Here is a 26,955-nt window from a genome sequence, read left to right as displayed (position 1 = left end):
GCCGCGTGTCGTCCACAGGGGTAGCAGGGCCCGGTGGCCCCGCCGCAGGCTTTCGACATGACCTCGACCGAACGCCCTCAGCTCGCCGTCCGCTCACCCGCCGACCTGATCGCCGCTGTGCCGTACCTGCTCGGGTTTCATCCCACCGACAGCGTGGTCGCCGTGGCGCTGGTCGGCCGACAGATCGTCTTCGCCGCCCGGGCGGACCTGCCCGACCCGACCGATCCTCCGGGCGGGCTGGCCGGGCACCTGGCCGGTGTGATCCGCCGGCAGGGCGCGGAGGCCGCCACCGTGGTGGGTTACGGGCAACCGGAGCGGGTCACTCCGGCGGTGGACGCGGTGCGCGACGCACTGAACGACAGCGGCCTGGACGTGCTCGACGCGCTGCGGGTGACCGACGGCCGCTGGTGGTCCTATCTCTGCACCGAGCCCGACTGCTGCCCGCCCGAGGGCCGCCGCTACGACCCGACCGTCAACCGGGTGACCGCCTCGGCCGTCTTCGCCGGTCAGGTCGCGCTCCCCGACCGGGCCGCCCTGGTGGCACAGGTGGCACCGGTGGACGGCCCGGCCCGGGACGCGGCCCGCGCGGCCACCGCCCGCGCCGAGCTGAGACTGGCCGAGCTGATCGAGCAGGCGCCCGAGAGCGACCTGCTCGGCGCTCGGGCGCTGCGCTCCGCCGGGGTGGCGGCGGTCCGCGAGGCCCAGCGCCGGCAGCGGCGGGGCGAGCGGCTCGACGACGACGAGGTGGCGTGGCTGAGCCTGCTGATGACCCACCTGCCGGTGCGCGACCACGCCTGGGAACGCACCGACGGCCGGGACCGGGACATCGCCCTCTGGACCGACGTGCTGCGCCGCGCCGAGCCGGAGGTGGCCGCCGCTCCGGGAGCGCTGCTGGCGTTCGCCGCCTGGCGTGCCGGGCAGGGCGCGTTGGCGGCGGTCGCGCTCGAACGCACGCTCGACCTGCACCCCGACTACTCGCTCGCCCTGCTGCTGGACGACCTGCTCCGGCGCGGCGTGCCCCCGGCCGAGCTGGATGGCTGGCCGTCGGTCGGGATGCCCGGGGTCATCCGCCCCCGCAAACGGAGCCGACGTGGCCGCCGCTGACCGATCTCGCCATCCGCGTGGTAATACCGCTGGTGCTACCGGAATTGATACGCTGGAGGACATGACAGTGAAGCGCTCCGTGAGCCTCCCCGACGACGTCGCGGAATGGCTCGACCAGCAGCCCAACGTCTCGGCCGCCATCACCGCGGCGGTGCGGGCCCAGATGGGCGGCACGCACCTCGGCGAGGTGCTGCGGCGGGCCGGCATCGAGGTGACCGAGGCGGGCAGGGCGCGGTGGCGGGAGCGGCTGGCGACACCCATTCCGGCGGACGCCCTGGCCGAGGGGCGCCGGATGCTGGGGCGCGCCGAATGACCGATCAGATCGCGGTCGTGTTCGACGCGTCGGCGTTGACGGCCTACCTCGAGGGCAACGTCTCGGTGGGGGAGTTGATGCTGGAGGTCGCCGACGAGGGCCGGCAGGTGGCCGTTCCGGCGACCTGTTTGGCGGTCGCCATCGCGGGCGCGGGCGACGAGGTGGGCACCGCGCTACTGGGTCTGATGATGAGCGCTCCGATGATCTGCCTGCTGCCGCTCGACGCCGAGGACGTGCGGGACACCGGCAGGCTGGCCCGCGCCGTGGACGGAGACATCTCGTTCGGCCATGCCGCCCTTGCGGCCCTCACTCACGAGGCGCACTACGCGACAGTGCAACCCAAGGCGGCGGCGAAGGTGCTCCCCACCAACTGGAGCATCCTGGAGCTGGCCTGACTGATGTCTGCTGGGACAACGCGTCAGCCGACGGGGCCGATCTTCTTCGCCAGCCCGACGAAGCCCGCCCAGGCAGCCGGCTCGACTGTCAACGTGCCGCCGTCCCGGTCCTTGGTGTCGCGTACGAGCACGACACCCGGCAGGTTGTCGGCCACCTCGACGCACGCGCCACCGTTCGAGCTGCTGCGGGTGCTCTTGCGCCAACGGGCGCCGGTCAGGTCATCCATGCTCGCGCTCTCATCAGGTCGATGGTCAGGTCTCGCGGTAGCGCTAACGACCTCACGCTATCCCAGACCGCCCAGAGTGGAGCAACGTCATTACTGAGGCGTCCGGCCGACGCCCTCCGTCGAACGATGTACGCGTTGCTCCTGTCCACGGCCGACGCGGCAGGGCAACCACCGCCGGAGAATGATCTCGTGGCTGTTCTCCCTGGTGGTACGAATTGACCCCCGAGTTGCTGCTGTCGCTGGCCGGGCTGGCGTTGGTCGACAGCACCAGCATCGGCACCCTCTTCATCCCGGTCTGGCTGCTCCTCGCCCCCGGGCCGGTCAACGTCCGGCGGATCCTGGGCTACCTCGCCACCATCGCGGCGTTCTACCTCGCGGTGGGGCTGCTGCTGGTCTGGGGCGGCAGCACGCTGGGCGAGGCCCTGGGCGGTGCCCTGGACAACCCGGGCGTCCTCTGGGCGCAACTCGTCCTGGGCGTGGGAATGCTGGTGCTCAGCTTCCGCTACGACGGCAAGCGGCGTCCCCGTACCGGTGGTGTGCTGCGCTGGCGGGACCGGGCCACCGCCGGAGATTCCTCGGCCCGCTGGTTGGTCGGGCTCGCGCTGCTCGCGGCGCTCGCCGAGGTGGCGACCATGCTCCCGTACCTTGGTGCGGTGGGTCTGTTGGCCACCTCGGGAGTGGGCGCGGCGAGCGTGCTGGGGCTGCTCACCGGGTACTGCGTGGTCATGGTGCTGCCGGCAGTGGTGTTGCTGGGTGCCAGGGTGGCCCGCCCGCGACTGGTCGAGCCGGTGCTGGCCCGCCTGAACACCTGGATCGTCACGAAGGCGGGCAGCGCGTTGGGCTGGATCCTCGGCATCGCCGGTTTCCTGATCGCCCGCGATGCCGCCGCGCGGCTGAATCTGTTCTGATCGGCCGGTGACGGGCTGCTCGGGTCAGGCGGGCTGCTCCACGGTGATCCGGTGCGGCCCGGTGTAGATGTTCATCGTCCGGCCGCGCAGGAAGCCGACCAGTGTCATCCCCGCCTCGTCGGCCAGGTCGGCGGCGAGGGTGCTCGGCGCGGACACCGCGGCCAGCAGCGGCAACCCGGCCATCCACGCCTTCTGGGTCAGCTCGAAGCTGGCCCGCCCGGAGACCAGCAACAGGTGCCCGGTGAGCGGCAGCCGTCGTTCCCGCACCGCCCAGCCGATCACCTTGTCCACGGCGTTGTGCCGGCCCACGTCCTCCCTGAGCACCACCAGCTCACCGGCGGGGGTGAACAGCCCCGCCGCGTGCAGCCCGCCGGTCCGATCGAAGCCCCGCTGGGCGGCGCGCAACCGGTCGGGCAGTTCGGCGAGCAGCGTGGCCGGCACGCTGAGCGGATCCGCCGCGACCGGGAAGAGCGATCGGGTGCGGACCGCGTCGATGCTGGCCTTACCGCAGACCCCGCAGGAACTGGTGGTGTAGAAGTTCCGGGACGGGTCGGTGGTCGGTTCCGGTACGCCGGGGGCGAGCACCACGTCCACCACGTTGTACGTGTTCGGCGTCTCCGCGCCGGCGCAGAGTTGCGCGGTCAACACGTCGTCGGTCGACCGGATCAGCCCCTCCGTCAGCAGGAACCCGATGGCCAGGTCCAGGTCGTCGCCGGGGGTCCGCATGGTGACGGCGAGCGGCCGACGTCGGCCGGGGCCGGCCGCACCGACCCGGATTTCCAGCGGCTCCTCCACGGCGAGCGTGTCCGGTCGGCGCACCGACCCGCGCCCGGCGGTCACCGCGTCCAGGTCGATCCGGAGTACGCCCCGTCGATCAGTTGCCCGTCCCATCCCGCCATCCTCCACCCCCGGCCGGCACACCCGCACACCACCGGCCTGCACCAGCCCCGTCCGGACCCGAACCCCGTTCAGACCCGAACCCCGTCCAGACCGAGCGCCCCCTGGCGCGTTGATCATGAAGTTGTCCGCGCGTGTCGTCGGCGTGTCGAGCGATGACTCCATGATCACCGGGGCGAGGGCGAGGGCGAGGGCGAGGGCGGGGGCGGGGGCGAGGGCGAGGGGGCGGGGGCCTGGCCGGGCGGCGGCCTGGCCCGGGGGGCGGTACGGCTACCGTGGCCGGGTGGGGACGTACGCCGCCGTGGTGCTCGCGGGTGGGGCCGCCCGACGGATGGGCGGGGTCGACAAGCCGGCGCTTCCGGTCGGTGGCCGGCCGATGCGTGACCGGGTGCTGGCCGCCGTCACCGACGCGACGGTTCGGGTGGTCGTCGGTGCGACCCACGCCGTGCCGGCGGGGGTGCGGATCGTCCGGGAGGATCCGCCCGGCGGAGGCCCGGTGGCCGCAGCCGCTGCCGGCTTGGCGTTGCTGCCTCCCGACACCGCCCTGGTCGCGCTGCTCGCCGCCGATCTGCCGCTGCTCACCCGGGCCGCGATCGGCGATCTGCTGGACCACCTCGACCGGGACTCCCCGCCCACCGAACCGGGGGACGGCCGGGCTGCGCTGGCCCGCAGCCCTGGCGGCGGCGAGCGGGGCCCTGACGGTGCGTGTTTCGTGGACGGGGACGGGCGGCGGCAGTCGCTCTGCGGTGTCTGGCGGGTCGCTGCGCTGCGGGCAGCGTTGGCCCGGCTGACGGCCGAGCGGGGCGGCAGTCTGTCCGGAGCGCCGGTCCGGGCGCTGCTGGCGGGTCTCGTCGTGCGGGAGGTGGCCTGGTCCGGCGAGGGCCCGCCGCCGTGGTTCGACTGCGACACTGACGAGGACGTACGCCGGGCGGAGGAGTGGGCGCGATGACGGTGATGGACGACTGGGTCACGGCGGTCTGCGCCGAGTTGGAGCTGGACCCGGCCGGGGTGCCGGTGCCGGCGGTGCTGGATCTGGCCCGGGACGTCGCCCACCAGGTGCTGCGTCCGGGTGCGCCGGTCACGGCGTACCTCTTCGGGGTGGCGGTTGGCCGGGGCGCGGACCCGGCGGACGCTGCGGCCCGGCTCAGCGCGCTGGCGGGCACCTGGCCGGTCGAGCTGGGCGCCGACCCCGCGGACCCGACGGCCCCCTGACCGTCGCTGTCCGATCCCGGTCCGGGCTGACTCCACCCAGGGGCGGCGTGGGTAGGGTGATCGTGACGGACGGAGGCGATCATGACGGCTGACCACCCCTCGGCGCCGCACGGTGAGCTGCCCGGTGCTTCGACTGAGCCGGCGGAATCGATCCTGCTCGACGAGCCCAGCACCACCGACCTGCGGGCGAAGGTGACCGAGGCGTGGCGGGAGTTCGCCCGCGCGCTCGCCGTACGGCTGCGGGAACTTCCCGTCGGCACGCACCTCGACGTGACCCTGGACCCCACCGCCTCCGGCACCGGGGACGCCGTCTACTCGATCAGCGTCGACGTGGACGCGGACCGGGTGTTGTCGGCCCGCGCGGTCGGGAACGCCGCCCTGCCGGCGGGCTACCGACTGGACCGGGGCGCGGTGGCGGACATGGTCGCGCTCGGTTGGTCCCCGCCCGGGGTGGTCGCCGGCTCCGGCGGCTCCTTCGGGCTGAACGCCACGACGGCCGAGTCGACCCAGGTCGCCACGCTGCTGTCCCGCACGCTGCGGGACGTGTACGGCGCTCCGCACCCGGCCTTCCTCGTCTATCTGGTGCACGACGCCGAGGGCGAACCGCTGGCCGTGGACCCGCTGGGCACCGCGCGCAGCGAGTTCGGCCCGGACGCCGATGTCGAGGCGGACCTGGAGGAGGCGTTGGCCGAGGCGGCCGCCGCGCAGGTCGAGCGGGACGACGTGCTCGACCTGGCCGACCGGGTGCGCACGGTGGTCTCCACGATGCTCAAGTCGGACACCGACCAGTTGCAGATCGACTCGGACGGCGACATCACCATTCGCGCCGGCTCGGCGATGGTCTTCGTGCGGGTGCGGGACAACCCGCCCCTGGTGGACGTCTTCTCCCCGGTGCTCACCGAGGTGGAGCCGACCGAGCGGCTCTACGTCAAGCTCTCCGAGCTGACGAACCGGATGCCGATCGGCCGCCTCTACTGCGCCGACGACACGGTCTGGGCGTCCATTCCGGTGTTCGGCCGCAACTTCCAGGCCACCCATCTGATGCTGGCGGTGCAGGTGATGACCGGTCTCGCCGATGAGTTGGACGACCGTCTGCACGGCGAGTTCGGCGGCAAGCGGTTCTTCGGTGAGGGTGACAAGCCGGTCCGACGCGAGGACTCGGAGCACCGTACCGGCATGTACCTCTGAGCCCGATCAGGTCACGTCCAGCAGGGTCTTGCCGACCGTCGCGCGCGCCTCGATGGCGGCGTGCGCGTCGGCGGCGTGTTCCAGCGGGAATCGCTGGCCGATGAGCGGCCGTAGCTGGCCGGCCGCCGCGCCCGTCAGGGCCTGTTCGGTGTACGCCCGCATCCGCGCGGGCGGCACGTCCGGCCGGATCAGCGTGATGTGCCGCGCTGCGGCGTCCTCCGCCGGCACCGGGGACCACTCGCCGCTGGCCAACCCGAAGCTGACCATCCGGCCACCCGGGTCCAGCAACTCGAACGCCGTCCGGGCGATTGGGCCGCCGACGCCGTCGAACACCACGTCGACTCCGCCCACCGCGTCCCGGACCTGGTCGGCCCAGCCCGGCAGGCGGTAGTCGGCCGTCAGGTCGGCACCGAGGTCGGGCAGCAGGTCCACCTTGCGCGCGCCGCCGGCCACACCGATCACCCGTGCGCCGGCGCGTGCCGCGAGCTGCACGAGCAGGCTGCCCACGCCGCCCGCTGCCGCCTCCACCAGCACCCGGTCACCGGGGCGGACGCCGGCCGCCTCGAGCAGCATGGTGGCGGTGCGCCCGTCGGCCAGCAGGGCCGCCGCGTCGTCCAGTGCCAGCCCGGCCGGCACCTCGAAGGGTGCGGACGCGTCCACCACCGCCCGTTCGGCGTACCCGCCGGAGCCGCCGGTGGCGCTGACGACCCGGCGCCCGGTCAGCGCCGGGTCGACGTCCGACCCGACGGCGGCGATCACCCCGCCGACGCCGTTGCCCGGGATCAGCGGTGGGGTGAGCCGGAACGGGCCGGGGCGACCGGAGCGTAGCTGCGTCTCGATGAAGGTGATGTTCGCGTGCGCGACGTCGATCAGCACCTGGCCGGGGCCGGGCACCGGGTCGGGCGCCGGGCCGGGCACCAGCACCTCGGGTCCGCCGAACTCGCGTAACCAGATCGCCCGCATGCGGTCCTCCTCGGTCACGGCGGGCGTCGTGCCCGCGCGTAACGGCCAGTCAACTGCCTCAACCGGGGTTGAGGTCAAGGTCGGCCGGGGGACGGGCCCACGCCTGGCGATTCGACCAGCCGGGAGAGCACGATGGTGCTGCGGGTGGAGGTCACGAAGGACTCGGCCCGCAGCCGCTCCAGCGCTGCCTCCAGATGGGCGATGTCGGCGGCGCGCAGGTGCACGAGCGCGTCCGCCTCCCCGGAGACGGTGTACGCGCCGACCACCTCGGGGTGTCGGCGGGCGGCCACGCCGATCTGCGCCGGGGTGGTCCGGCCGGCGCAGAACAGCTCGACGAAGGCCTCAGTGGTCCAGCCGACCGCGGCCGGATCAACGACAGCGGTGAATCCCCTGATCACGCCGGTGGCGCGCAGTCGGTCGACGCGACGCTTGACCGCTGGGGCGGAGAGTGACACCCGAGCGCCGATGTCGGCGAAGGACGCGCGGGCGTCCGCGACGAGTAACGCAATGATTCGCTGATCTACCGCGTCTATCTGCAACGTTCCGCCTCTGGGAAGCAATGCTTGTGGCTGTTTTCAAAGTCCCACGGTACCTACTCTTGGTGACCGTGAACCAGCAGCGTTTCCCGCGAAAGCGGACATATCTCATGTGCTCGCCGGACTATTTCGCGGTCGAGTACGCCATCAACCCGTGGATGGACGTGACCACCCCGGTCGACCGGGACCTGGCCGTCAAACAGTGGGACCGGCTGCGCGAGACGCTTGTCGGCCTCGGCCACGAGGTGCACCTGCTCACCCCCGAGCAGGGCCTGCCCGACATGGTCTACGCCGCCAACGGTGGCTTCGTGGTGGACGGCAGCGTCTACGGCGCCCGGTTCAAGCACGAGCAGCGGGCCGCCGAAGCCGCCGCCCACCACGCCTTCTACGAGGCGCAGGGCTGGCGGTTCATCGCACCCAGCGAGACCAACGAGGGTGAGGGCGACTTCGCGTACGTGCCGGAGGCGCACGGTGGGCTGATCCTGGCCGGGCACGGCTTCCGCACCGAGATTCCGGCGCACGCCGAGGCGCAGGAGGCGCTGGGCCGTCCGGTGGTGTCGCTGCGCCTGATCGACCCCCGCTTCTACCACCTGGACGTGGCGCTCGCGGCCATCGACGACGCGAACATCGTCTACTTCCCGGGCGCGTTCTCCGCGGCCAGCCAGCGGGTGCTCACCCAACTCTTCCCGGACGCGGTGATCGCCGACGACGAGGACGCGATGGCCTTCGGGCTCAACCTGGTCAGCGACGGCGCGAACGTGGTGCTCAACAGCGAGGCCACTCGCCTGGCCGGCAAGCTCAAGGCGGCCGGGTACACCCCGGTCCCCGTCGAGCTGGCCGAGCTGAAGAAGGGCGGCGGCAGCGTGAAGTGCTGCATCGCCGAACTGCGGCACTGACCCGCGAACGTCTCGGGGCCGGCCTCCCACTGGGAGACCGGCCCCGAATCGTGTTGCGGGTGGGCGTTCAGCCCAGGGTGGCCAGCTCGTTGATCAGCACGTTCGACATGACCTGACCGTCGCGCTGCACCTCGCGCAGGTACCACTTCTGCTGCGGGGTACGCGGCTGGTTGAACTGCCAGATGCCGCGCGGGCTGTCGATCTGGCCGATCTTGCCCAGCGCCAGGTTGACCTGCTGCGGCGTGGGCTTCCCACCGGCCAGCTGGATGGCCTGGTCGAGCACCTGCGCCGCGTCGTACGACGCCATCGCGTACGTGGTGGGGGTGGCCTGGTACTTCTTGCGGTACGCCGAGGCGAAGACCCGGTTCGACGTGTTGTTCAGGTCGGCCGAGTAGTTCAACGCGGTCTGGATGCCCAGCGCGTTGTCCTTCAGGTTCTCCAGCACCGTGCCCTCGGTGAGGAAGCCGGGTGCGTAGATCGGCCCGGCGAACTTCTCGCGCAGCTGCTTGATGAACTCCACCGCCGCCGCTCCGGCAAAGAAGCAGAAGACCGCAGTGGGATTCTTGGACAGCGCCTTGTTGATGTCCGAGGCGTACGTCGTCTTGCCGGGGTTGGGGGCGGCGCTGGTGTAGGTCACCGCGTCGCGGATCCGCGGGTCGCTCGTGCCGAACTCCTGCCGGAAGCCGCGGACCACGTCCGGGCTGCCGACGTTCTCCGGCATGACGATCGCGACGCGGGCGTTCGCCGGCAGTTGGTCGCGCAGGTAGCGGCCCAGCGCCCGGCCGGCCTCGTCGAGCACGTACGAGGTCCGCCAGATGTAGAAGACGCTCTGCAGGCTGCTCGGTGAGGCGTTGGAGCCGATCAGCGGGACCCGGGCCTGCTCCACGGTGTCCCGGATGCCGACCATCACCGCCGAGTTGACCACGCCGGTGAGCGCCAGCACGCCCTGCTTGAGCAGGCCCTCGACGGCGGCCTTGCCGGTCTTTGCGGTCTCGCCCTCGTCGGCGGTCAGCAGCTCCACCGGGTGACCACCCAGCCGCTGGTCGTGCAGGTCGAGGAAGAGCTGGAAGCCATTGGTGATGTCGTCGCCGATGCTCTTGAAACCGCCGGCCTGCGGCGTGATCAAACCGATCTTGACCGGGCTGCGGTCGGCAGCCGATTCGGCGTCACTGTCTGAGCCACACGCGGCGACGAACCCGGTGGTACCGAGCGCGGCCAACAGTTGGAGCGCCCGCCTGCGATTCATCTGCGACACCGAGTTCCTTCCACGGAAGCGTTACAGGGGCCGAACACCGCCCCCTCCGGCGTTCTACCTGGTCCGCGACGCTGCGTCAATGGCTAGTGATCATCGTGCAGGGACCGCAACACAGCAGGGACCTGAGGCCAGGCGACGGACTCCGGGTCGATCAGCCCGAAATGCTCGCATCCAGGCAGTTCAACAAGGGAGATATCGGAACCTGCGGCACGAGCCGCCGCGACGAAATCGCGGCTCATCTCCACCGGAACCTGATGATCGTCCGAGCCATGCACGACTACTGTCCGTGCCCGTATCGGTACCAACATCCGTGGATCCGCTGCCGCATACCGGTCCGGGACCTGCTCCGGGCCGCCGCCGAGCAGCGCGGCAACCGCGCCAGAGTCCAGATCTCGCCGGTACGCCTCGCCCAGGTCCGCCACCGGGGCCAGGGCGAGCACCCCGCCCACCGTCGCCGGGGCGGTGGCCGCCACGTACAGCGCCAGGTGGCCGCCTGCGGAGTGCCCGACCAGGATCGGCGCGGCCAGGCTCACCCGACCGGGCAGCGCCTCGGCCGCCAGCGCGGGCAGCTCGGCCACCCCGGTCAGTACATCGGTCAGGGTGCCCGGCCAGCCGCCCCCCGGCTGCCCCGTGCGGCGGTACTCCAGCTGCGCCACCAGGTAGCCGTCAGCGGCGAGGGCAGCGGCCAGCGGGCCGGTGTGCCGCCGGTCGTACTCGGCCCGCCAGAACCCGCCGTGCAGGACGACGACCAGCGGCCGCGCCGGCCCGGCTCCCGCCGGGAGGCGCAGATCGGCCACCTGGTTCGGGTCGTCCCCGTACGCCACGGTCCGGTCCGGCTCCGGTGCGGGCCGGGTCAGCACGGCGCGCGGGTCCACAGACATGGCGCGACGGTAGCGCGCCCCGCCCGGGTGGTTCGGCCCCGGGAGTCGGTCCCGGGCGGAATGGCTCGCGCCCGCTGGGTAAAGATGGACCCCATGACCGAAGCGCGCTCCGCTGGACAGAACGACGAGCCCGGCCCCGACGACTCCGGCCACCCCGGCACCGTTGTGGTGGTCGGCCCGGACGGTCGGCCGATCGGCACGATGCAGACCGACGAGGGCCACGGCGAGGACCCGACCCGCCTGGTCGAACAGCCGGCCAAGGTCATGCGGATCGGCAGCATGATCAAGCAGTTGCTGGAGGAGGTGAAGGCGGCACCGCTCGACGACGCCAGCCGCAACCGGATGCGGGAGATCCACGAGCGGTCGATCGTCGAGCTCAAGGAGGGCCTCGCCCCCGAGCTGCGCGACGAGCTGGAGCGCATCTCGCTGCCCTTCGCCGAGGACAAGGCCCCCAGCGAGGGCGAGTTGCGGATCGCGCACGCCCAGCTCGTCGGCTGGCTGGAGGGTCTGTTCCACGGCATCCAGGCGGCCCTGGTGGCCCAGCAGATGGCCGCCCGGGTGCAGCTGGAGCAGATGCGCGGTGGCCGGCAGGCGCTGCCCAGTGGCCCCGGCGGGGTCGTCCCCGGGATGCCGGGCATGGGCCAGCCGGGCGGCGGCGAGGGTCACAACACCGGCCAGTACCTCTGACCTCAGTCCAACCCGAAGATCTTTTCCAGGTACGCCGCCACGCCGTCCTCGGTGTTCGCTGTCGTCACGTCGTCGGCGACCGCCAGGACGGCGCGGTGCGCGTTGGCCACCGCCACGCCACGCCCGGCCCAGGTCAGCATCGGTACGTCGTTCGGCATGTCGCCGAAGGCCAGCACGTCCTCCGCCGCCACCCCGATCTGGTCGCAGTACCAGGCCAGACCCGCCGCCTTGGTCACGCCGGTCGCGGAAATCTCCACCAGCCCGGAGGACGACGAGTGCGTGGCCTCGGCCAGGCCCGCCACCGCCCTGGCGATCAACTCGGCGAAGGCGTCCGGGTCCTGCTCGCCGGCTCGGGCGAGAAGCTTCACCGCCGGAACCGACAGCAACTCCTCCGGCGTCTCGATCGGCCGGATGCCGTCGGCGTCGGCGTCCCAGCGCAGCGGATAGTGCGCCTCGTGTCGCATCTCCCGGCTGTTCAGGATCTCCACGGCGAAGCTGATTCCCGGCACCTCGGCCCGTAGCCTCCGGGCCACCTCGGCCAGATGATGCGGCGCGAGCGGGTCAGCCCGCACCACCTCGTCGGAGAACGGGTCGTAGACCACGGCGCCGTTGGCACAGATCGCCGGCAGCGGCTTGACCAGCTGGTCGTACACCATCTTGAGCCAGCGGACCGGACGGCCGGTGACCAGGACGACCGGCGTGCCTCGCGCGGAGATCCGCGCGAGCAGGTCGGCGGTGCGTGGGCTGACGGTGTGGTCGTCGCGGATCAGCGTGCCGTCGATGTCGGTGGCGATCAGGCGGGGCGTGTCTCCCATTACCGGGACAGTAGCCGGTCCAGATACACCGCCACCCCGTCGTCGTCGTTGCGCAATGTCACCTCGTCGGCGACGGCGCGCAGAGCGGGGTGCGCGTTGGCCACCGCCACCCGCGACCAGCCGGCCCACTCGAACATCGGCAGGTCGTTGGGCATGTCACCGAAGACCAGCACATCGGCCGGGTCGACCCCGAGGGTCTGCGCCACCACGGTCAGCCCGGTCGCCTTGTCCACCCCGGGCGGGCAGATCTCGATGAACCCGAGCCCGGCCTGGGTGAGCGTGGCGACCTGCGGCGGCACGATCCGGCGGGCCACCGCCAGCAACTCGTCCACGTGGTGGTCGGCGGTCCGGGCAAAGGCCTTGATCACATCGCAGGCGAGGCACTCGTCGCGCGTGCGCTCCTCGAAGCGGTCCTGGTAGGGCCAGCTCTCGTGATAGTCGCCCCAGAGCGGGGCGTCATGCTCGTCGGACGCCTCGACCATCACGGTCAGCGGGCCGACCTCCGCCTCCAGGTCGGCGAGCAGCCGGGCGAGCACCTCGGCGGGCAACCGCTCGTCGCGGAGCACCACCGGGCCGCTCGGGTCGCTCTGGTCGACCACCCGCCCACCGCCGGCCATCACCAGGAAGTCGGCGGCGCGGATGTCGTTGCGGGTCAACTCGGTCAACCGAGGGCCGCGTCCGGTCGCGCCGACCACCGGAATTCCGGCGGCGCGCACCCGGTCGAGCACCCCATGGGTGTACGCGGAGACGGTGTCATCGCTGCGGACCAGCGTCCCGTCGAGGTCGGTCGCGATCAACTTGGGCAGTCCCGGGCGGGTCATCGTTCCTCCTTCGCCCGCCGCCGTCGCACCTGCCATGGCCAGGGAGTGCGAGGCCCGGCGTGACGGCGGGCAGCAACCGTACCTCGCGGAACGGGTCGCATCCATGGCTTCCAGGCGAATCGGACGCCAACCCGCAGCGCCCGTGCGGTGTCCCCTTGTGTCCCCGCACGCCCTTCGTTTCCCCGCAGGCCCTTCGTTTTCCCGCACGCCCTTCGTTTTCCCGCACGCCCTTCGTTTCCCCGCACGCCCTTCGTTCCCCGCGCGCCCTTCGTTCCCCGCGCGCCTTCGTTCCTCCGCGCGCCTTTGTTGCCCCGCGCACCCTTGTTTCCCGCGACCTTGCACTTCCGGTCGCCGTGCTGCCCTTGTGGGCGTTATGCCGCATCAGAAGCGAGGCCCGTCCGCCAGATCGACGCTCACGCCAAGATCGTGCTCAATCAAGGAAGTCAACGCTATTGCGTTAGGCGGAACGGCTGTTCGTCAACCGGCGCCACCTCGCCGATCATGCAGTTGTGGTGGGCAACAAAACGCCCGTAAACCACTAAGCCGGGCACCATAACTGCATGATCGCCGCGCGCGCACTGCCCCTGCTCCGCGATCTTGCGCTTTGTGTCGCGACATAAGGTGCATTACACCCCATGTCGACAGCCGCAGCCGCAAGATCGGCGCGAACTTCTCGCTCCACCTACGGTGATCGACCAGGAGCCCCTTCTTCAGCACGGGTTGACCCGCCGGCCACAGCGCTAACGCAATGGTGTTGACATCCATGTTCAAGCATGATCTTGGCGTGGGCGTGGGCGTGGGCGTGGGCGTGGGCGTGGGCGTGGGCGTGGGCGTGGGTGTGGGCGTGGGTTGAGGTGGGGTGGTGTGACGGTGGGGGTGGGTTAGGGCTGGGGGTCGGGGCGGGCGAAGGGGGCGGCGGGGGTGACGGTCAGGTCGGCGGGGGCGGGGAGGCCGTCCTCGATCGGGTCGCGGTCTCGACGGCGGCGCCAGGGGCGCGGTGCTGGCGCGTCGGCGGGCCGGTCGTCGTCCGGTGGCCCGGCGAACGCGCCGGGGGGTGCGGCGGGCGCCAGCCGCAGCGCCGCCGCGAACAGCACACAGGCGGCGAACGCCATCACCAACCCACGGCCGTACTCGGCCTGGAAGCCGTCCTGGGGCGAGTAGAAGAAGTTTCGCTGACCGGGGTCGTTGAGGGTGGCCGTGGCGGCCACCAGCAGCACCAGCAGGGCGCCGGCCAGGGTGAGACCGGCCAGCCGGGCGTTCGGTCGCACGGCCGCTGTGCCGCGCAACGCCAGCGTCACGGTGCAGACGAGGGCGAGAAGCCCGACCAGGTAGCCGACTCCGAAGCCACCGACCTCGGACACCCCGGCGGGCACCTCGATCGTCGCGTTTCCCTCGGGCCCGCCGTTCGGCAGGCTCATCACCACCCACTCGCCAATGAGCGAGGCGATCGCGGCCACCGCGCCCAGGCCGGCGAGCAGCAGAGGTAGCCGGGGATCCTGCGCGAAGTAGGCCAGGGACCAGGCGAACCGGCGTCGCGCGGGCGGGTCGACGGCACCCCACTCGATCACGGCCGGGGACTCGGAGCGGTCGCCCTGCCGCGGGATTGGAAGCTCCTCGGACATCGGCCACCCTTCCGCCGGTCACGGACCTGGGTCGCATCATGGCACAGCAAGCTGGTGGTGACAGGGATCGCAGGGCTGGCGAGCGCGCCGGTCTGTCGCTCGGCGGTCGCCTTTCCGCTAGCGTTTGCCCCATGCCAATCCGTACCGCTTCAGCACAGTGGCAGGGCAATCTCACCGAGGGCGCGGGCACGGTCCGCACCGGTAAGGGCGGCCTGTCCGGCAACTACTCCTTCAAGTCGCGCTTCGAGGAGGGTGAGGGCACCAACCCCGAGGAGCTGATCGCCGCCGCGCACGCCGCCTGCTTCTCGATGGCGTTCTCCAAGGCGCTTGCCGACGCGGGCTCGACGGCCACCTCGGTCGAGACCACCGCCAAGGTGCACCTGGACAAGACCGACGCCGGCATGACCGTGACCCGGATCGACCTGGAGACGGTCGGGCAGGTCCCGGGCATCGACGACGCGGAGTTCCAGAAGCTCGCCGAGGCCGCCAAGGCCAACTGCCCGATCTCCCGCCTGCTCTCGCCGGGTGCCGAGATCACCCTCAGCGCCCGCCTGGCTGCCTGAGCGAGCCGACCCACACCGTACGTCCACGGAAGGAGCCTCCGCCCGGTCCCGGGTGGTCGCTTCTTCCGTGCATGTGCGGATGACGGCCCACTGTCGTCCAGCAGGACCGGGTCGGGTGCCCCCGCGTCGGGCACAATGGGCGAGGTGCCGGTGGAGATGAGCCGTGAGCGCTTCGAGGAGTTGGTCGGCGAAGCCCTCGACGAGGTGCCCGAAGAACTGCTCGGCCTGATGAACAACGTGGTGATCCTGGTCGAGGACGACCCACCACCGGGAGAGGTCGACCTGCTCGGCCTCTACGAGGGGCATGCGCTCACCGAGCGCGGCTGGAACTACTCCGGTGTGCTGCCGGACCGGATCTTCATCTACCGCCATCCGATTTTGCGGATCTGCGACAACGATGAGGACGTCATCGACGAGGTGGCGGTGACCGTGGTGCACGAGATCGCCCACCACTTCGGCATCGACGACGCGCGGTTGCACGCGCTCGGCTGGGGCTGAGCCCCGCCGCTCGACGTCCGCCCGCTCGCGTCGTACGACCACGCCGCGCCGCCCGGCTGATGGCCGGTGCTTGCCGAGGTCGCCTACCGTCGGTGCAGCGAACGTGACCCTATTCAGGAGGCCCTTTCATGCGCAGCGAGCTGTTCTCCGCGGAAAATCTGGAGAAGGAGTCCGCGCAGCCCGGCATGCGGTTGCAGAACTCCAAGATGTTGAAGATCGAGCTCAACGGCGAGGCGATGGCCCGGGTCGGGTCAATGGTCGCCTACCAGGGGAATGTGCAGTTCCAGGCGCTGGGCTCGGGCGGGCTCGGCAAGTTCCTCAAGCAGAAGCTCACCGGCGAAGGCGTCCCGCTGATGAAGGTCACCGGCCAGGGTGACGTGTTCCTCGCCGAGCTGGCCAAGGACGTGCACATCATCGACCTGGAGCCGGGCGACGCCCTCTCCATCAACGGGTCCAGCGTGCTCGCCTTCGACTCCACCCTCCAGTACGACATCAGGATGGTCGGCGGCGCCGGGATGGCGTCCTCGTCCGGCCTCTTCAACTGCGTGTTCAGCGGCTACGGGCGGATCGCCATCACCACCAAGGGCACCCCGGTCGTGCTCAACGTGGACGCCCCGACGTACGTCGACCCGCAGGCTGCGGTCTGCTGGTCAGCCAACCTCCAGACCGGCTACCACCGGGCCGAGCAGCTCGGCCTCGGCACACTGCTCGGCCGCCGCACCGGTGAGTCGTTCACCATGAGCTTCGCCGGTCAGGGCTTCGTCGTGGTGCAGCCGTCCGAGGAGCCGCCGGTGATGGGCAGCGGCCAGCAGCAGCAGGAGGGCGGCCTGCTCGGCGGCCTGCTGAGCTGACCACAGCGGCCCGGGGGCGTTCCCGATCTGTTGAGGCGATCGGTCGTGGCGTCGGGGCGCCCCCGGTCAGGTCAACTCGCCGGTTCGCAGTCGGGCCAGCCAGGCCGCCGCGTCGGCGTAGTCGACGTCGGAGAGGCCGGCCGGCGCAGGCACCGGGCGTTCGCCCGCAGCCTCGGCCCACCGGTGCCGGGGATAGGAGCCGAGGAAGCGGACGTCGGCACAGACCCGGCGGAGCCCCTGCAACGCCTCACCCAGGCGTACGTCGGCCACGTGGCCGGTGCAGTCCAGGAAGAAGACGTAGCGGCCCAGCGCCTCGCCGGTCGGACGGGACTCGATCCGAGTGAGGTTGACCCCCCGGACGGCCAACTCCATCAGTACGGACAGCAGCGCGCCGACCCGGTCGTGGGCGATGTAGACCGCGAGCGAGGTGAGGTCGTCACCGGTCGGCGGCGGGGGCGGCCCGGGGCGGGACACCAGCGCGAACCGGGTCACCGCGTCCGGGTGGTCGGCGATCTTGTCGGCGAGGATCGTGAGTCGGTGCCGGGAGGCGCCGATCGGTGCGCAGATCGCCGCGTCGTACTCACCCGCGCCGGCACCGGCGGCGGCCGCGCCGTTGGAGAGCACGTCGACCACCACCGCGTCGGGCAGGTGGTCGCGCAGCCAGCCCCGGCACTGGGTGGACGCCTGTGGATGGGCCGCCACGGTGCGGATCGAGGACAGCGAGGTGCCGGGCCGGGCGGCGAGCACGAACTCCACCGGCAGGATCACCTCCCGGGTGATCACCAACGGCTCGCCCTCGGCCATCTCGTCCAGCGTGACGCCCACCGCGCCGCCGATCGAGTTTTCCAGCGGCACCAGCGCGGCGTCGGCGTCGCCGGCGCGGACGCTGTCCAGCGCCTCTCCGACGCTGCGGGCGGGCGTACGGGTGCCGCGCTCGGCGGCAGGTATGGAACGCAGGGCCTGCTCGGCGAAGGTGCCCTCCGGCCCGAGGAAGACGAAACGTGTCGGCGGTGTTCCCGGCATGACGATCAGCCTACGCACCCGGTCCCTCGGCCGGGCCGGCGTCGCAGGCGAGGGTGCGGATCCCGGCCGGGCTGGTGGCGCGTACCTCGATGGTGCAGACGTCCGTGCCGGCGGTGACCAGGACCGGGGAGTTGGGCTCGCCGCGGGTGATCACCTGGAGTTCCTCGTGCCCGGTCACCGCCAGCACGGTGAACTGCCAGTCGGCGGCGCAGAGCGGCCCGGTGCGGACCTGGACCCGGACGTTCGCCGGCAGCACTCCGGCCCGGCCGCGCAGCAGTTGCAGCACCCGCTGCCCGGTCGGCCCGTTGCGGCAGGGGGTCGCGACCAGCCCGGCGTCCGGGGTGGGCGTGACCGTACCGAGAGACGGTGTGGTGGTCGGCGGGGTGGCCGGTGTGGTGCTCGGGTTGGACGGCGTCGGGGCCGCGGTGTGGGTGGGCACGCTGGTCGGCTCCTCCAGCCCGGGTGGGGCGCCACAGCCGGCCAGTGCCGCGACGGCGAGCGAGGTGAGCACCATCGGCAGGGCTACGGCGATACCCCGGGCAGGAACGCGTTCGGCGGCCCGGCCAGGAGCCGCCGCCGGTGGGGTGGGCATCGTCGCCCGCGGTGCGGGGGGCGCGGGGTGGGGCGGGGTGAACGGCACGGGCCGATCCTCGGGACATCGGAGAATTCGCGGCCGGGGGTGGCCGAGCCCATCGTAGGGTGAGCGGCCGATCGGGTGAAGGTCAGCCGGTGACCCGGTGCCCGGCGCGCTGGAGCGCCGTCGTGCCCTCGGTCAGCCGGACGGTCGGCACCAGCAGATAGTCGGTATCGAACGTGGAGAACGTGACGGCGCTGACCCGTGCCTCGGCGAGCGGGTCGACGAGCGCGGCCAGGCTGCCGGTGCCGGCCAGCGCTACCGGGGCGGTGACCCGCAGGCAGCGCCAGGTGGTCTCCATCACGGCCTGGGCTGGCGCCCGCTCGGCCGGGCAGATCACGGAGATCCCGTCGGAGGTCCAGCTCACCGTCACCACGTCCGCGCCGCGTAGCCCGCTCGACAGCGCGTACGGCAGGGTGGTGCCGGCGGCCAGCCGACACACAGCGTATTCCCCCGGCAGCAGAGCGATATCGAGCATGAGGGCACCCTACGGCCTTCGTGCGGGCCCACCCCGGCAACGCCGCGTGCGGCGCATGACACACTCCGCCGCAGGTCAGACCTCGGAGAAGAAGGTGAGTGAGCCGGCCACGGTGCCGTCGGTGAGCACCGGTGTGGAGATCGCGTCGACTGTCGCGTCGGAGCTGTTCGCCGAGGCGGCCTGAACCCGGAGCAGCCCACGGGCGAGTCGGCCGGAGGAGAGCGCCAACAGGGGCGGGATCTTGTCGATCTCGGCTTCGGTCAGCTCACCCCGGTTGGCCGTGAAATCGAGCAGGCGTAGCCCGCCGTCGAGCAGCGGTCGCCCGATCAGCCCGGCCGGCTCACCGAGGCAGAGCAACTCGCAGCCGGCCGCGGAGATCGCCACCACTCGGGTGTCGGCGTCGATCAGCAGACACGGCTCGTCGGCCCGGGACACTGTCGACGACCATTGGCCGACGTTGTCGCACTCCGGCTCTGTTGAGGCCCGCACCGCCGGCACGAACGCTTCCGAGAGCGAAAGTTCGACGTGGGCCACCGCGCCTCCTATGTGCACCGATCGACTGTCCACGCTAGCGGGTCGCCGACGGTATCACCGAGCGCACCGGGTCGCCGGGCGCGCAACGTGAACCGAGGCGACCGGAGACGGCGCGGAGACCGGTGAGGTGGAGGGGGGACCGGAGCCGCGTGGCGTCGCCGGTGACGTTACCGGCGGTGGGCCGGCTTGTCAGCGGCCGTTCGGCCCTCGTCGTACCACCGGTAGTCGGCCGTTGGACGGTACGTGCCGTTCAGCCAGGTGCCGGGGTGCTGTGCGACCCGGGAAAGCTTCTCGGCGGTGGCGGGGCTGATCCGGCTGCCGCCGGCGACCAGCAGCCGGTCCAGTTCCCGGTGGGTGGCCATCAGACAGTCCTTCGGAAGGCCGTAGACGCTGATCACGCCGGAGCCGACGAAGGTCAGCACCGGTGTCACCGGAACGGGCAGCCCGACAGCGTCGGAGAGTGCCTTGCTGGCCCGTTTGGCGTCCCGCCGGCACTCCGCCACGTACGGGGGGCGCTTGCCGTTGATCTGCACCACGTCTCCGGCGACGAGCACGCGGGCCCGGCCGTGGTCGGCGATGGTCACGGCGAAGAGGCCACTCGGCCCGATGGCGAGGAACCCGGCCCGGTCGTCCTGGCCGCGGTCGAGGATGTCTGTCGCGTCGGTGCGCGGCCACTCGATCACGTGCCAGGCAGGCCCGAGATGGTCGAGTTGGCCCAACGCCCGTGCCCCGGCCGCCTCCAGGCGGCGTGCACCCCGCTCGGCCCGACGTCGGCGGGCCCATTCGAGCGGTGTCGGACGGACCGGTTCGAGAACCCCCGGCGCCTCGACGCGGGGGTGTGGCACCGCGACGGGCGGCAGTGCCCGAGCGGACGGTACGGCTCGTCGTGCGGGAAAGACAGTCATCGCGACCTCCGGCAAAAGGTCCCTCGAAGTTATGTCCTCACTACCCTACGTTGCCACTACCGGTGTTCGGCAAGCCGGAGCGCCGGAGTGACTGTGGATGAATGCCATATTCATCCACAGTTCTTTTCTCGGATGCCGCTAAACCCTGCCCTACGCTGCGGGAGTGACCCACTACGTCGACAGTGAAGTCGGGCGGCTCGGCACCGTACTGCTGCACCGGCCCGGCCCCGAACTGGCCCGGCTCACCCCTCGCAACAACGATTCGCTCCTGTTCGACGCGATCCCCTGGGTGGGGCGCGCCCAGGAGGAGCACGACGCGTTCGCCGCCGCGCTGCGCGAGCGCGGCGTGGAGGTGCTCTATCTGGCCACCCTGCTGGCCGAGACACTCGCCGTCGCGGACGCCCGGGCCGAACTCACCGAGCAGGTGCTGCGCTCCCGACGGCTCGGCGACGCCCTGCGCGCCCGCGTCGCCGACCACCTCTCCTACCTGGACCCGGCCGCCCTGGCCGACGTGCTCACCGCCGGGCTGGCCCACGAGGAGTTGCGGATCAGCTCGGAGCGACCGGGTGGGCTGGTCTACACGCTGATGGACCGACACGACTTCATCATCGATCCGCTGCCCAATCTGCTGTTCACCCGCGACTCGTCGCTCTGGATCGGCGACCGGGTCGGTGTCACCAGCCTGGCCATGCCGGCCCGCCGCCGCGAGACCACCCTGACCGACGCCATCTACCGCCACCACCCCCGGTTCGCCGGCACCGAGTTCGTCTACCGCCCCGGCCTGGAGCACCTGGAGGGCGGGGACGTGCTGCTGCTCGCACCCGGGGTGCTGGCGGTCGGGGTGGGCGAGCGGACGACCCCGGCCGGTGCCGAACGCCTCAGCCGGCAGGTCTTCGCCGCCGGCCTGGCCCACACCATCCTGGTGGTGCCGATCGCCCAGAAGCGCGCCACCATGCACCTGGACACCGTGTGCACGATGGTCGACGTGGACGCCGTCCTGATGTATCCCAACATCGCCAGCACGCTGTCCGCGTACACGGTGATCGCCGGCGGGGACGGCGAGGACCCGCGGGTGGACGGGCCGGCGCCGTTCCTGCGGGCCGCCGCCGACGCGATGGACCTCGACCTGCTCCGGGTCATCGACACCGGGCTGGACCCGGTCACCGCGGAACGCGAGCAGTGGGATGACGGCAACAACACCCTCGCGCTGGCCCCCCGGCTCTGCGTCGGCTACGAGCGCAACACCGAGACCAACGCCCAACTGGAGCGGGCCGGCATCGAGGTGATCCCGATCGCCGGATCCGAGTTGGGCTCCGGTCGGGGCGGACCGCGCTGCATGTCCTGCCCGATCACCCGCGACCCGCTACCCGTCGCCGGCTGAACGCGCGACGACCGGGCCGTCACCCGGGCTGAGCGGAGGACCGGGCCGTCACCCGGGCTGAGCGGACGACCGGGCGTCACCCGGGCTGAGCGGACGACCGGGCCGTCACCCGGGCTGAGCGGACGACCGCACCCACCGCCCGGCTGGGCGCGACGACGGCTCGGCTCAGCGCAGGGTGAGCTGGCGGCCGAGCAGCCCCTGGCGGGCCCGGCGGCCGGCGGCGTCGAGGGGCTCGGTGACGGCGAGCGCCTCGGCGTACCGCTTGGCGAACTGCGCCACCGGCTCCTCCCACTCGGCGGCCGGGGTGTCCTCCGGCAGATCCCAGACCGGCACGAGCCGACCGTGCGCGCGGAACATGCCAGCGAACTTGGTCTGCTCGCCGAGCGTCAGCGTGCCGGCCGCGCCGAGTCGGGCCAGCGCGTCCAGGGCGGCGTCCTCGTCGTCCGGCAGCACCCAGCGCACGTGGGCCTTCTCCGGCACCTGACACCAGTACGCGGCCTTCGCCGCGGTCAGCCGCACCGTCGGGTAGATGGCCGCGTTCGCCCGCTCCAGCGACGCCTGGACGGTCGGATCGTCGGCGGCCCCGGGGTCGAGCCAGAAGTCGAAACCGTCGTGCATGGTGATGTCCAGCGGGCCGTCCACGAGGATGTCCTGGAGGCGGGGCCCGGGGCCGGGCAGCGGCGCCACGGTCACCTGGCCACCCGGCTCGGCACGCAGCGCGCTCAGCAACGCGTCGGCCAGATCCCGGGAGACGTCGCCGGACTGCTGGTGGCGCTGGAGACCGATGAGCACCCGGCCGTCCGGCTTGGTGATCGCCGGGGCGGCCATCGGCAGCACCGTGGCGAGCGTCGCGGCCCGGTCACCGAACTCCTCGACCAGCGCGGGCGCGAGCCGCAGCGGGGCGGAGGCGGCGGGCACCAGTTCGCGCAGCGCGATCCATTCTGACTCGTCCACCAGCCCGTCGAACGGACGCGGCACGAAGACGTCCCGCACCTTGTCGCGACGGGGGGTGCTGTCGGCGGCGGTGCGCTGGCTCTTTCGACGCTTACTCACGGCGTCACAGCCTAGAGCCCCGAGCGGCTCGCCGTGGCCGGGACCCGCCCGAGCCGACTCAGCCCGCCGGCACCAGGTCGGGTCGGGGTGCCGGCACCGGGTCGAACTCCGCCCAGACGCGCTGGCCCATGCCGTCCTGCTCGACGCCCCAGCGGGTGGCCAAGCCGGCCACGATGTGCAGCCCGCGCCCGTCCGCCGCGTCCGGGCTGGCCGTCCGGAGTCGTGGCCCGGTGCTCGCGCCGCCGCCGTCGGTGACCCGCAGCTGGATCTGTGCGCCCTGCGCCGAGGGCCGCAGCCGCCAGGCAACCCGGATCACGCCGCCGGGCAGAGGTCGGGCGTGCCGCACCGCGTTGCCCACCAGCTCCGCGAGCACCGCGATCAGGTCCGCGAGGAGCCTCGGGGGTACGGCGTCCGCCAGCTCGGCGGCGAGCCGGTGTCGGGCCAGCCGTGCCCCGGCCGGGTGGTGGGGAACCACCACGCACCAGGCTCGATCCCTCACTGCCGCTGCCACCGTCGCCTCCACGTCGCGCCACCCTCGGTCAACCGCGTGGTAGCCGCACCTCTGCGACCGTACCGCCGCCGGTCCTCGGACGTAGGGATACCCATCCATTCTGCTGTTCAACGATCCGGCGGACGAGATAGAGGCCGAGTCCGGCCCCCGGATAGCCGCGACGGTCGCCGGACTCGCCCTGCCAGAACCGGTCGAAGGCCCGTTCCACGTGCTCGGGTCGGATGCCGATGCCCTGGTCGCTGACCCGGAACGCGACCAGTTGACCGTCGACCGAGGCAGTGATCTCGATGGGCGAATCCGGGGCCGAGTACTTACCGGCGTTCGTCGTCAACTCGGTCAGCACGGTGGCGAGGCTGGGCCGGTGACCGAGCGCCTTGGGCAGATCGCTGGGGAGGCGGAGCACCAGCCGGCGGCGCAGCTCGGCTGGCAGGTCCACGACGGCGGAGCGCAGCGCCTCGCCGAGGTCGAACGGGGTGGGCGGGTCGTCGCCCGGCCCCACCTCGGCCGCCGAGGTGAGCAGCCGGTCGACCAACCGGGCCAGTTCGTTGGCGCGTTGCCCGATGACCCGGGCCGCCTGCCGTCGGTCGACCTCGGTCAACGACTCCCAGTGGTCGGTGAGGGTGTCCGCGTACCCCTTGATGACGGTGACCGGGGTCCGCAACTCGTGGCTGGTCACCGCGACGAACAGCTCCCGGTCGTGGTCGCGGCGCTGCTGGTCGGTGATGTCGCGGAAGGTGACCACCCGCAACGTGCCCGGGCCGGGCAGCTCGCCGGAGGTGATCCGCAGCCAGCGGCCGTCCGGCATCCGGTGGTCCCGAACCTGCCCGGAGGGCGGCAGCGGGAACGGCAACGGGCGGCTCAACGCCTGCTCGACCGTCCGGCCGGTGACCTGGGCGGCGGCCGGGTTCCAGAGCCGGACGTACCCGTCCCGGTCGACCACGGCGAGCCCGTCGGCGAGGGCCGCCACCACCGGGCCGTCGCCGTGCACCGGCAGGCCACTCTGGTCGCCGTACATGTGCCCGACGCAGGACGCGAGGTAAGCCACCACTCCCTGCTGCTCGGCGCCCGGCTCGTCATCGCCCGGATAGAACGCGTGCAGGCTGCCGACGGTGTGACCGCCGATCTCGGCCCGGGAGACCACCATCCGGCGCAGGCCGCTGCCGGCCAGTTCGCCGGCCAGCTTGCCGTTGAGGTCACCCACCCGCACCTGGATCACCCGTGGCCCGGCGAGCAGGCAGACGGTGTCCGGGTCGTCGACCGCCAGTGGTCGGCCGAGGGTCCACTCCGCCGCGCCGGTCGCGGCGATCACGCGACCGCCGGTCGGACCGAACTCGACGAACGCCATCCCGGTCGCGCCGAGCGCCGGCTGGGCCACCCGGAGCAGCTGGGTGAGGACCGGCAGGCCCGCGTCCCCAGAGTTGATCATCTCGATCACGACGGTGTGGCCGGCGATGAGAGCGGGGAAATCGATACGCTCCGGCATGTGCCGAGTCTGCCCCGCCGGCCCGGTTTTGGGCACCCCCGCCCGGCTCCCGGTCGGGGTCAACGGTCCAGCCGGGCGAGGGCGTACGCCGGCCGGTCGGTGATGATCCCGTCCACCCCGGCGGCCAGCACCAACTCCAGGTCGGTCGGTTCGTTGACCGTCCAGACGTACACCTGGTTGCCGGCCGCGCGCAGCGCGGGCAGCAGCTGCGGGCGGGCCCGGACCAGGCCGATGCCCGGCCCGGCGATCCGAGTGCCGAACGGCAGCCGCCCCAGCCGCAGCCAGCGCGGCAACACCTCCAGCAACAGCACGGTGGGCAGCGTCGGGGCCAGCTCGCGGACCCGACGGACCGCCAGTGGGGAGAACGACATGACGGTGACCTGCACCGGGTCGTCCGGTGCCGGATCGGCCAGCCCGTACTGGCGCAGCAGGCTGACCAGTCGCCGTTCCACGTTCGAGCCGTAGCGGGACGGGTGCTTCGTCTCGACCAGCAGCCGGACCGGCCGGCCGGCGGCGAGCACCGCGTCCAGGAGTCGGGCCAGGGTCAGCAGCCGGGTGTGCGACTCGTCCGGCGGCAGGTCGCCGTCCGGCGCGCCGCCCGGGTGCCACGAGCCGAAGTCCAGGGCGTCCAGCTCGGCGAGCGTACGCGCGCTGACCAGACCGCGACCGTTGCTGGTGCGGTCAAGTCGTCGGTCGTGTACGCAGACCAGGTGCCCGTCCCGGGTCAGCCGGACGTCACACTCCAGGCCGTCGGCGCCCTCGTCGAGCGCGCGCAGGTACGCGGCGAGGGTGTGCTCGGGTAGGTCGAACGAGGCGCCGCGGTGCGCGAAGACCAGTGGCCCGCCCATTGCGCCGGCCTCAGATGACCTGGCCGGGCTGCCCGTTCGCGTCGACCACCGGTCGGCCGACCGCGGCCCACTGGCGCATCCCGCCGTCGGCGTTGCGCACCTGCTCCCAGCCGTTGTTCATCAGGTAGGCGACGACCTGGGCGGAGCGCCCGCCGGATCGGCAGACGACCGCCACCTCCCGGTCGGTGGGCACCTCGGCCAGCCGGGCCGGCAGCTCCATCATCGGCAGGTGGTGGGCATTGGGCGCGTGGCCGGCCGCCCACTCGTCGTTCTCCCGCACATCCAGCAGGTACGTCTCGTCGGCGATCTCGGTCACGGGCACTGTGGGAACCTGGGGTCCGAACACAGGAAGCAACACTAGATCCTCGTGGCCCGGTTCGGCACCGACCGGGCCGTCGACACCGTCACAACCGGGTCACCCAGTGGGGGTTGGCCTGCGCCCAGGCCGGCACCCGGGTGTCGCGGACCGCCTCGAAGAGCCCGTTGCCCCCGTTGTCCAGCACCACGTACGAGACCTCGTCGATGATCTGCGGCGAGGAGGGCACCTGGACACCGCGCATCCCGTCGGGCGGCAGCGCGCGCAGCGCGAGGAGCAGATCCTCCAGGGGTACGCCGTTGGTGTCGACGGTCAACGAGCTGCCGACCGCCCGGAGCACCTGATCAAGTTTGACGGGGTCACTCCGCAGATTCGCCCGGCCGGCGCTGTCCAGCATCGCCCGGAGCAACTGCTGCTGGTGGTGCTGCCGGTCGTAGTCACCGCCGGGCAGGTCGTAGCGCTGTCGCACGTAGTCCAGTGCCTGAGCCCCGTCCATCTGGTGGCAGCCGGTGGTGAAGACACGGTTGGTGTGGATCGAGCGGACCTCGGTGTCCACGCACATCTGCACCCCGCCGAGCAGGTCGATGACCTTCCGGAAGCCGGAGAAGTCGATCAACGCGGCGCCGTCGAACTGGATTCCGGTGAGCCGGTGCAGGGTGGCGGAGAGCAGCTGGGCGCCGGCCTGCCCGCCGCCGCCGTGCTCGTACGCCGCATTGATCTTGTCTTGACCGCCGCCGAAGCCGTTCCCGGGCGGAATGGCGACCAGCAGGTCACGCGGGATGGAGACCAGGTACGCCTCCCGCTGCCCGGCGGGGACGTGCACGATGAGGATGGTGTCCGAGCGTTGGTCCGGGCCGCTCTCGCCGGGGCGTCGGTCGGAGCCGACCAGGAGATAGTTGAGCGGCCCGTTCAGGTCGGTGCGGGCGGTGCGGGCGTCGGGGTCGAGCAGTTGCTCCTTGGTCACCGTGCGGTCGTACCGGTGGCTGAGCATCTTGATCCCGGCCGCGGCGAGCCCGGCCAGCAGGACGAGCGCCAGGCCGACGCCGAGCATGATCCGCGACCCGCGGGCGCGTGGTGACCGGGCGGACGGGGTCGCTCCGGCCCGGCCTGCTGCGTTCCGTCCCCACCTGGACGTGACCGCCTCCCCGCAGCCGATA

Annotated in this window: 33 protein-coding genes and 1 pseudogene; 13 read left to right on the top strand and 21 right to left on the bottom strand. The window is 72.1% G+C overall.

The features are described 5' to 3' along the window. The first annotated feature begins 57 nt into the window (after positions 1-57). The 3 genes from ABZU52_RS05335 to ABZU52_RS05325 all read left to right on the top strand — a co-directional run bounded on the left by ABZU52_RS05335 (position 58) and on the right by ABZU52_RS05325 (position 1,812). Complete coding sequence (locus ABZU52_RS05335; protein ID WP_354969840.1) at positions 58-1,104, top strand: DUF4192 domain-containing protein; 1,047 nt, start codon at positions 58-60, stop codon at positions 1,102-1,104. Between the two features lie 61 nt (positions 1,105-1,165). After that, a complete protein-coding gene (locus ABZU52_RS05330; RefSeq protein WP_354969839.1) occupies positions 1,166-1,417 on the top strand; it encodes a hypothetical protein in 252 nt (83 codons plus the stop codon). After that, positions 1,414-1,812: a hypothetical protein gene (locus ABZU52_RS05325; RefSeq protein ID WP_354969838.1), complete on the top strand. Its 399-nt coding sequence runs from the start codon at positions 1,414-1,416 to the stop codon at positions 1,810-1,812. The genes ABZU52_RS05330 and ABZU52_RS05325 overlap by 4 nt, the downstream gene beginning before the upstream one ends. Before the next feature lie 23 nt (positions 1,813-1,835). Here ABZU52_RS05325 and ABZU52_RS05320 read toward each other — a convergent pair whose 3' ends face one another. After that, positions 1,836-2,039 (bottom strand): DUF397 domain-containing protein, encoded by a 204-nt coding sequence (locus ABZU52_RS05320; protein WP_354969837.1) that lies wholly within the window; start codon positions 2,037-2,039, stop codon positions 1,836-1,838. Beyond that, a pseudogene (locus ABZU52_RS05315) lies at positions 2,027-2,155 on the bottom strand (XRE family transcriptional regulator); the annotation flags it as partial. The gene ABZU52_RS05320 and the pseudogene ABZU52_RS05315, both read right to left, overlap by 13 nt. Positions 2,156-2,254: 99 nt before the next feature. Here ABZU52_RS05315 and ABZU52_RS05310 point away from each other — a divergent pair. Further along, the gene (locus ABZU52_RS05310; RefSeq protein WP_354969836.1) at positions 2,255-2,947 is read left to right on the top strand and encodes a GAP family protein; all 693 of its coding nucleotides are present in this window, start codon (positions 2,255-2,257) and stop codon (positions 2,945-2,947) included. Positions 2,948-2,971: 24 nt separating this feature from the next. On the opposite strand, the gene fdhD is transcribed toward ABZU52_RS05310, so the two are convergent. Further along, positions 2,972-3,838: a formate dehydrogenase accessory sulfurtransferase FdhD gene (gene fdhD, locus ABZU52_RS05305; RefSeq protein WP_354969835.1), complete on the bottom strand. Its 867-nt coding sequence runs from the start codon at positions 3,836-3,838 to the stop codon at positions 2,972-2,974. 289 nt (positions 3,839-4,127) lie between these two features. On the opposite strand from fdhD, the gene ABZU52_RS05300 reads away from it, so the two are divergent. The 3 genes from ABZU52_RS05300 to ABZU52_RS05290 all read left to right on the top strand — a co-directional run bounded on the left by ABZU52_RS05300 (position 4,128) and on the right by ABZU52_RS05290 (position 6,244). Continuing rightward, a complete protein-coding gene (locus tag ABZU52_RS05300; RefSeq protein ID WP_354969834.1) occupies positions 4,128-4,793 on the top strand; it encodes an NTP transferase domain-containing protein in 666 nt (221 codons plus the stop codon). Continuing rightward, the gene (locus ABZU52_RS05295; protein ID WP_354969833.1) at positions 4,790-5,056 is read left to right on the top strand and encodes a DUF6457 domain-containing protein; all 267 of its coding nucleotides are present in this window, start codon (positions 4,790-4,792) and stop codon (positions 5,054-5,056) included. The genes ABZU52_RS05300 and ABZU52_RS05295 overlap by 4 nt, the downstream gene beginning before the upstream one ends. An 81-nt stretch (positions 5,057-5,137) precedes the next feature. Beyond that, positions 5,138-6,244: a hypothetical protein gene (locus ABZU52_RS05290; RefSeq protein WP_354969832.1), complete on the top strand. Its 1,107-nt coding sequence runs from the start codon at positions 5,138-5,140 to the stop codon at positions 6,242-6,244. Between the two features lie 6 nt (positions 6,245-6,250). Here the strand turns inward: ABZU52_RS05290 and ABZU52_RS05285 are convergent, their stop codons facing one another. Further along, positions 6,251-7,225 carry a zinc-binding dehydrogenase gene (locus ABZU52_RS05285; protein ID WP_354969831.1) on the bottom strand — a complete coding sequence of 325 codons (975 nt, stop codon included), beginning with the start codon at positions 7,223-7,225 and terminating at the stop codon, positions 6,251-6,253. 56 nt (positions 7,226-7,281) lie between these two features. Then, entirely contained in the window at positions 7,282-7,746 is a 465-nt protein-coding gene (locus ABZU52_RS05280; protein WP_354969830.1) for an Lrp/AsnC family transcriptional regulator, read from the bottom strand. A gap of 59 nt (positions 7,747-7,805) precedes the next feature. Between ABZU52_RS05280 and ddaH the strand changes: the two genes are divergently transcribed. Further along, complete coding sequence (gene ddaH, locus ABZU52_RS05275; RefSeq protein WP_354969829.1) at positions 7,806-8,639, top strand: dimethylargininase; 834 nt, start codon at positions 7,806-7,808, stop codon at positions 8,637-8,639. Positions 8,640-8,706: 67 nt separating this feature from the next. On the opposite strand, the gene ABZU52_RS05270 is transcribed toward ddaH, so the two are convergent. Both ABZU52_RS05270 and ABZU52_RS05265 read right to left on the bottom strand, forming a co-directional pair. Next, a complete protein-coding gene (locus ABZU52_RS05270) occupies positions 8,707-9,894 on the bottom strand; it encodes an ABC transporter substrate-binding protein (protein WP_354969828.1) in 1,188 nt (395 codons plus the stop codon). A gap of 83 nt (positions 9,895-9,977) precedes the next feature. Continuing rightward, positions 9,978-10,775, bottom strand: coding sequence for an alpha/beta hydrolase (locus ABZU52_RS05265; protein ID WP_354969827.1), 798 nt, complete (start codon positions 10,773-10,775; stop codon positions 9,978-9,980). An 84-nt stretch (positions 10,776-10,859) separates the two neighbouring features. On the opposite strand from ABZU52_RS05265, the gene ABZU52_RS05260 reads away from it, so the two are divergent. After that, positions 10,860-11,462, top strand: a complete 603-nt coding sequence (locus ABZU52_RS05260) for a bacterial proteasome activator family protein (protein WP_354969826.1) — start codon at positions 10,860-10,862, stop codon at positions 11,460-11,462. A 2-nt stretch (positions 11,463-11,464) separates the two neighbouring features. Here the strand turns inward: ABZU52_RS05260 and ABZU52_RS05255 are convergent, their stop codons facing one another. From ABZU52_RS05255 to ABZU52_RS05245, 3 genes are all read right to left on the bottom strand, one after another. Beyond that, on the bottom strand, positions 11,465-12,277 hold the full coding sequence (locus ABZU52_RS05255) for an HAD family hydrolase (RefSeq protein WP_354969825.1): 813 nt from the start codon (positions 12,275-12,277) through the stop codon (positions 11,465-11,467). Next, complete coding sequence (locus ABZU52_RS05250; RefSeq protein WP_354969824.1) at positions 12,277-13,098, bottom strand: HAD hydrolase family protein; 822 nt, start codon at positions 13,096-13,098, stop codon at positions 12,277-12,279. The genes ABZU52_RS05255 and ABZU52_RS05250 overlap by 1 nt, the downstream gene beginning before the upstream one ends. 881 nt (positions 13,099-13,979) lie before the next feature. Continuing rightward, positions 13,980-14,720 (bottom strand): hypothetical protein, encoded by a 741-nt coding sequence (locus tag ABZU52_RS05245; RefSeq protein ID WP_354969823.1) that lies wholly within the window; start codon positions 14,718-14,720, stop codon positions 13,980-13,982. 131 nt (positions 14,721-14,851) lie between these two features. On the opposite strand from ABZU52_RS05245, the gene ABZU52_RS05240 reads away from it, so the two are divergent. From ABZU52_RS05240 to ABZU52_RS05230, 3 genes are all read left to right on the top strand, one after another. Next, entirely contained in the window at positions 14,852-15,283 is a 432-nt protein-coding gene (locus ABZU52_RS05240) for an OsmC family protein (RefSeq protein ID WP_354969822.1), read from the top strand. Positions 15,284-15,433: 150 nt separating this feature from the next. Continuing rightward, positions 15,434-15,781, top strand: a complete 348-nt coding sequence (locus ABZU52_RS05235) for a metallopeptidase family protein (RefSeq protein ID WP_354969873.1) — start codon at positions 15,434-15,436, stop codon at positions 15,779-15,781. A gap of 128 nt (positions 15,782-15,909) precedes the next feature. Beyond that, positions 15,910-16,632, top strand: a complete 723-nt coding sequence (locus ABZU52_RS05230; protein ID WP_354969821.1) for an AIM24 family protein — start codon at positions 15,910-15,912, stop codon at positions 16,630-16,632. Between the two features lie 66 nt (positions 16,633-16,698). Here the strand turns inward: ABZU52_RS05230 and pheA are convergent, their stop codons facing one another. The 5 genes from pheA to ABZU52_RS05205 form a co-directional block, all read right to left on the bottom strand. Then, a complete protein-coding gene (gene pheA / locus ABZU52_RS05225) occupies positions 16,699-17,655 on the bottom strand; it encodes a prephenate dehydratase (protein ID WP_354969820.1) in 957 nt (318 codons plus the stop codon). 10 nt (positions 17,656-17,665) lie between these two features. Further along, complete coding sequence (locus tag ABZU52_RS05220) at positions 17,666-18,295, bottom strand: hypothetical protein (RefSeq protein WP_354969819.1); 630 nt, start codon at positions 18,293-18,295, stop codon at positions 17,666-17,668. 82 nt (positions 18,296-18,377) lie between these two features. Continuing rightward, complete coding sequence (locus ABZU52_RS05215) at positions 18,378-18,767, bottom strand: ACT domain-containing protein (RefSeq protein WP_354969818.1); 390 nt, start codon at positions 18,765-18,767, stop codon at positions 18,378-18,380. A gap of 75 nt (positions 18,768-18,842) precedes the next feature. Continuing rightward, the gene (locus ABZU52_RS05210; RefSeq protein WP_354969817.1) at positions 18,843-19,301 is read right to left on the bottom strand and encodes a hypothetical protein; all 459 of its coding nucleotides are present in this window, start codon (positions 19,299-19,301) and stop codon (positions 18,843-18,845) included. A 167-nt stretch (positions 19,302-19,468) separates the two neighbouring features. Further along, positions 19,469-20,206 carry a hypothetical protein gene (locus ABZU52_RS05205; protein WP_354969816.1) on the bottom strand — a complete coding sequence of 246 codons (738 nt, stop codon included), beginning with the start codon at positions 20,204-20,206 and terminating at the stop codon, positions 19,469-19,471. 163 nt (positions 20,207-20,369) lie between these two features. On the opposite strand from ABZU52_RS05205, the gene ABZU52_RS05200 reads away from it, so the two are divergent. After that, positions 20,370-21,587: an arginine deiminase gene (locus ABZU52_RS05200; protein ID WP_354969815.1), complete on the top strand. Its 1,218-nt coding sequence runs from the start codon at positions 20,370-20,372 to the stop codon at positions 21,585-21,587. 165 nt (positions 21,588-21,752) lie between these two features. Here the strand turns inward: ABZU52_RS05200 and ABZU52_RS05195 are convergent, their stop codons facing one another. The 6 genes from ABZU52_RS05195 to ABZU52_RS05170 form a co-directional block, all read right to left on the bottom strand. Beyond that, positions 21,753-22,640 carry a DUF5926 family protein gene (locus ABZU52_RS05195; protein ID WP_354969814.1) on the bottom strand — a complete coding sequence of 296 codons (888 nt, stop codon included), beginning with the start codon at positions 22,638-22,640 and terminating at the stop codon, positions 21,753-21,755. A gap of 58 nt (positions 22,641-22,698) precedes the next feature. Continuing rightward, a complete protein-coding gene (locus ABZU52_RS05190; RefSeq protein WP_354969872.1) occupies positions 22,699-23,118 on the bottom strand; it encodes an ATP-binding protein in 420 nt (139 codons plus the stop codon). Positions 23,119-23,179: 61 nt separating this feature from the next. Beyond that, entirely contained in the window at positions 23,180-24,634 is a 1,455-nt protein-coding gene (locus ABZU52_RS05185; protein ID WP_354969813.1) for a PAS domain-containing sensor histidine kinase, read from the bottom strand. 59 nt (positions 24,635-24,693) lie between these two features. Beyond that, positions 24,694-25,482: a glycerophosphodiester phosphodiesterase family protein gene (locus ABZU52_RS05180; protein WP_354969812.1), complete on the bottom strand. Its 789-nt coding sequence runs from the start codon at positions 25,480-25,482 to the stop codon at positions 24,694-24,696. A gap of 10 nt (positions 25,483-25,492) precedes the next feature. Further along, on the bottom strand, positions 25,493-25,828 hold the full coding sequence (locus tag ABZU52_RS05175) for a rhodanese-like domain-containing protein (RefSeq protein WP_354969811.1): 336 nt from the start codon (positions 25,826-25,828) through the stop codon (positions 25,493-25,495). 58 nt (positions 25,829-25,886) lie between these two features. Next, on the bottom strand, positions 25,887-26,849 hold the full coding sequence (locus ABZU52_RS05170) for an LCP family protein (RefSeq protein WP_354969810.1): 963 nt from the start codon (positions 26,847-26,849) through the stop codon (positions 25,887-25,889). Positions 26,850-26,955: the final 106 nt, after the last annotated feature.

Origin of the sequence: Micromonospora sp. NPDC005220, assembly GCF_040607895.1 — a bacterium.
Taxonomy (GTDB): Bacteria; Actinomycetota; Actinomycetes; order Mycobacteriales; family Micromonosporaceae; genus Micromonospora.
This window is presented reverse-complemented; position numbering and strand designations above follow the sequence as displayed.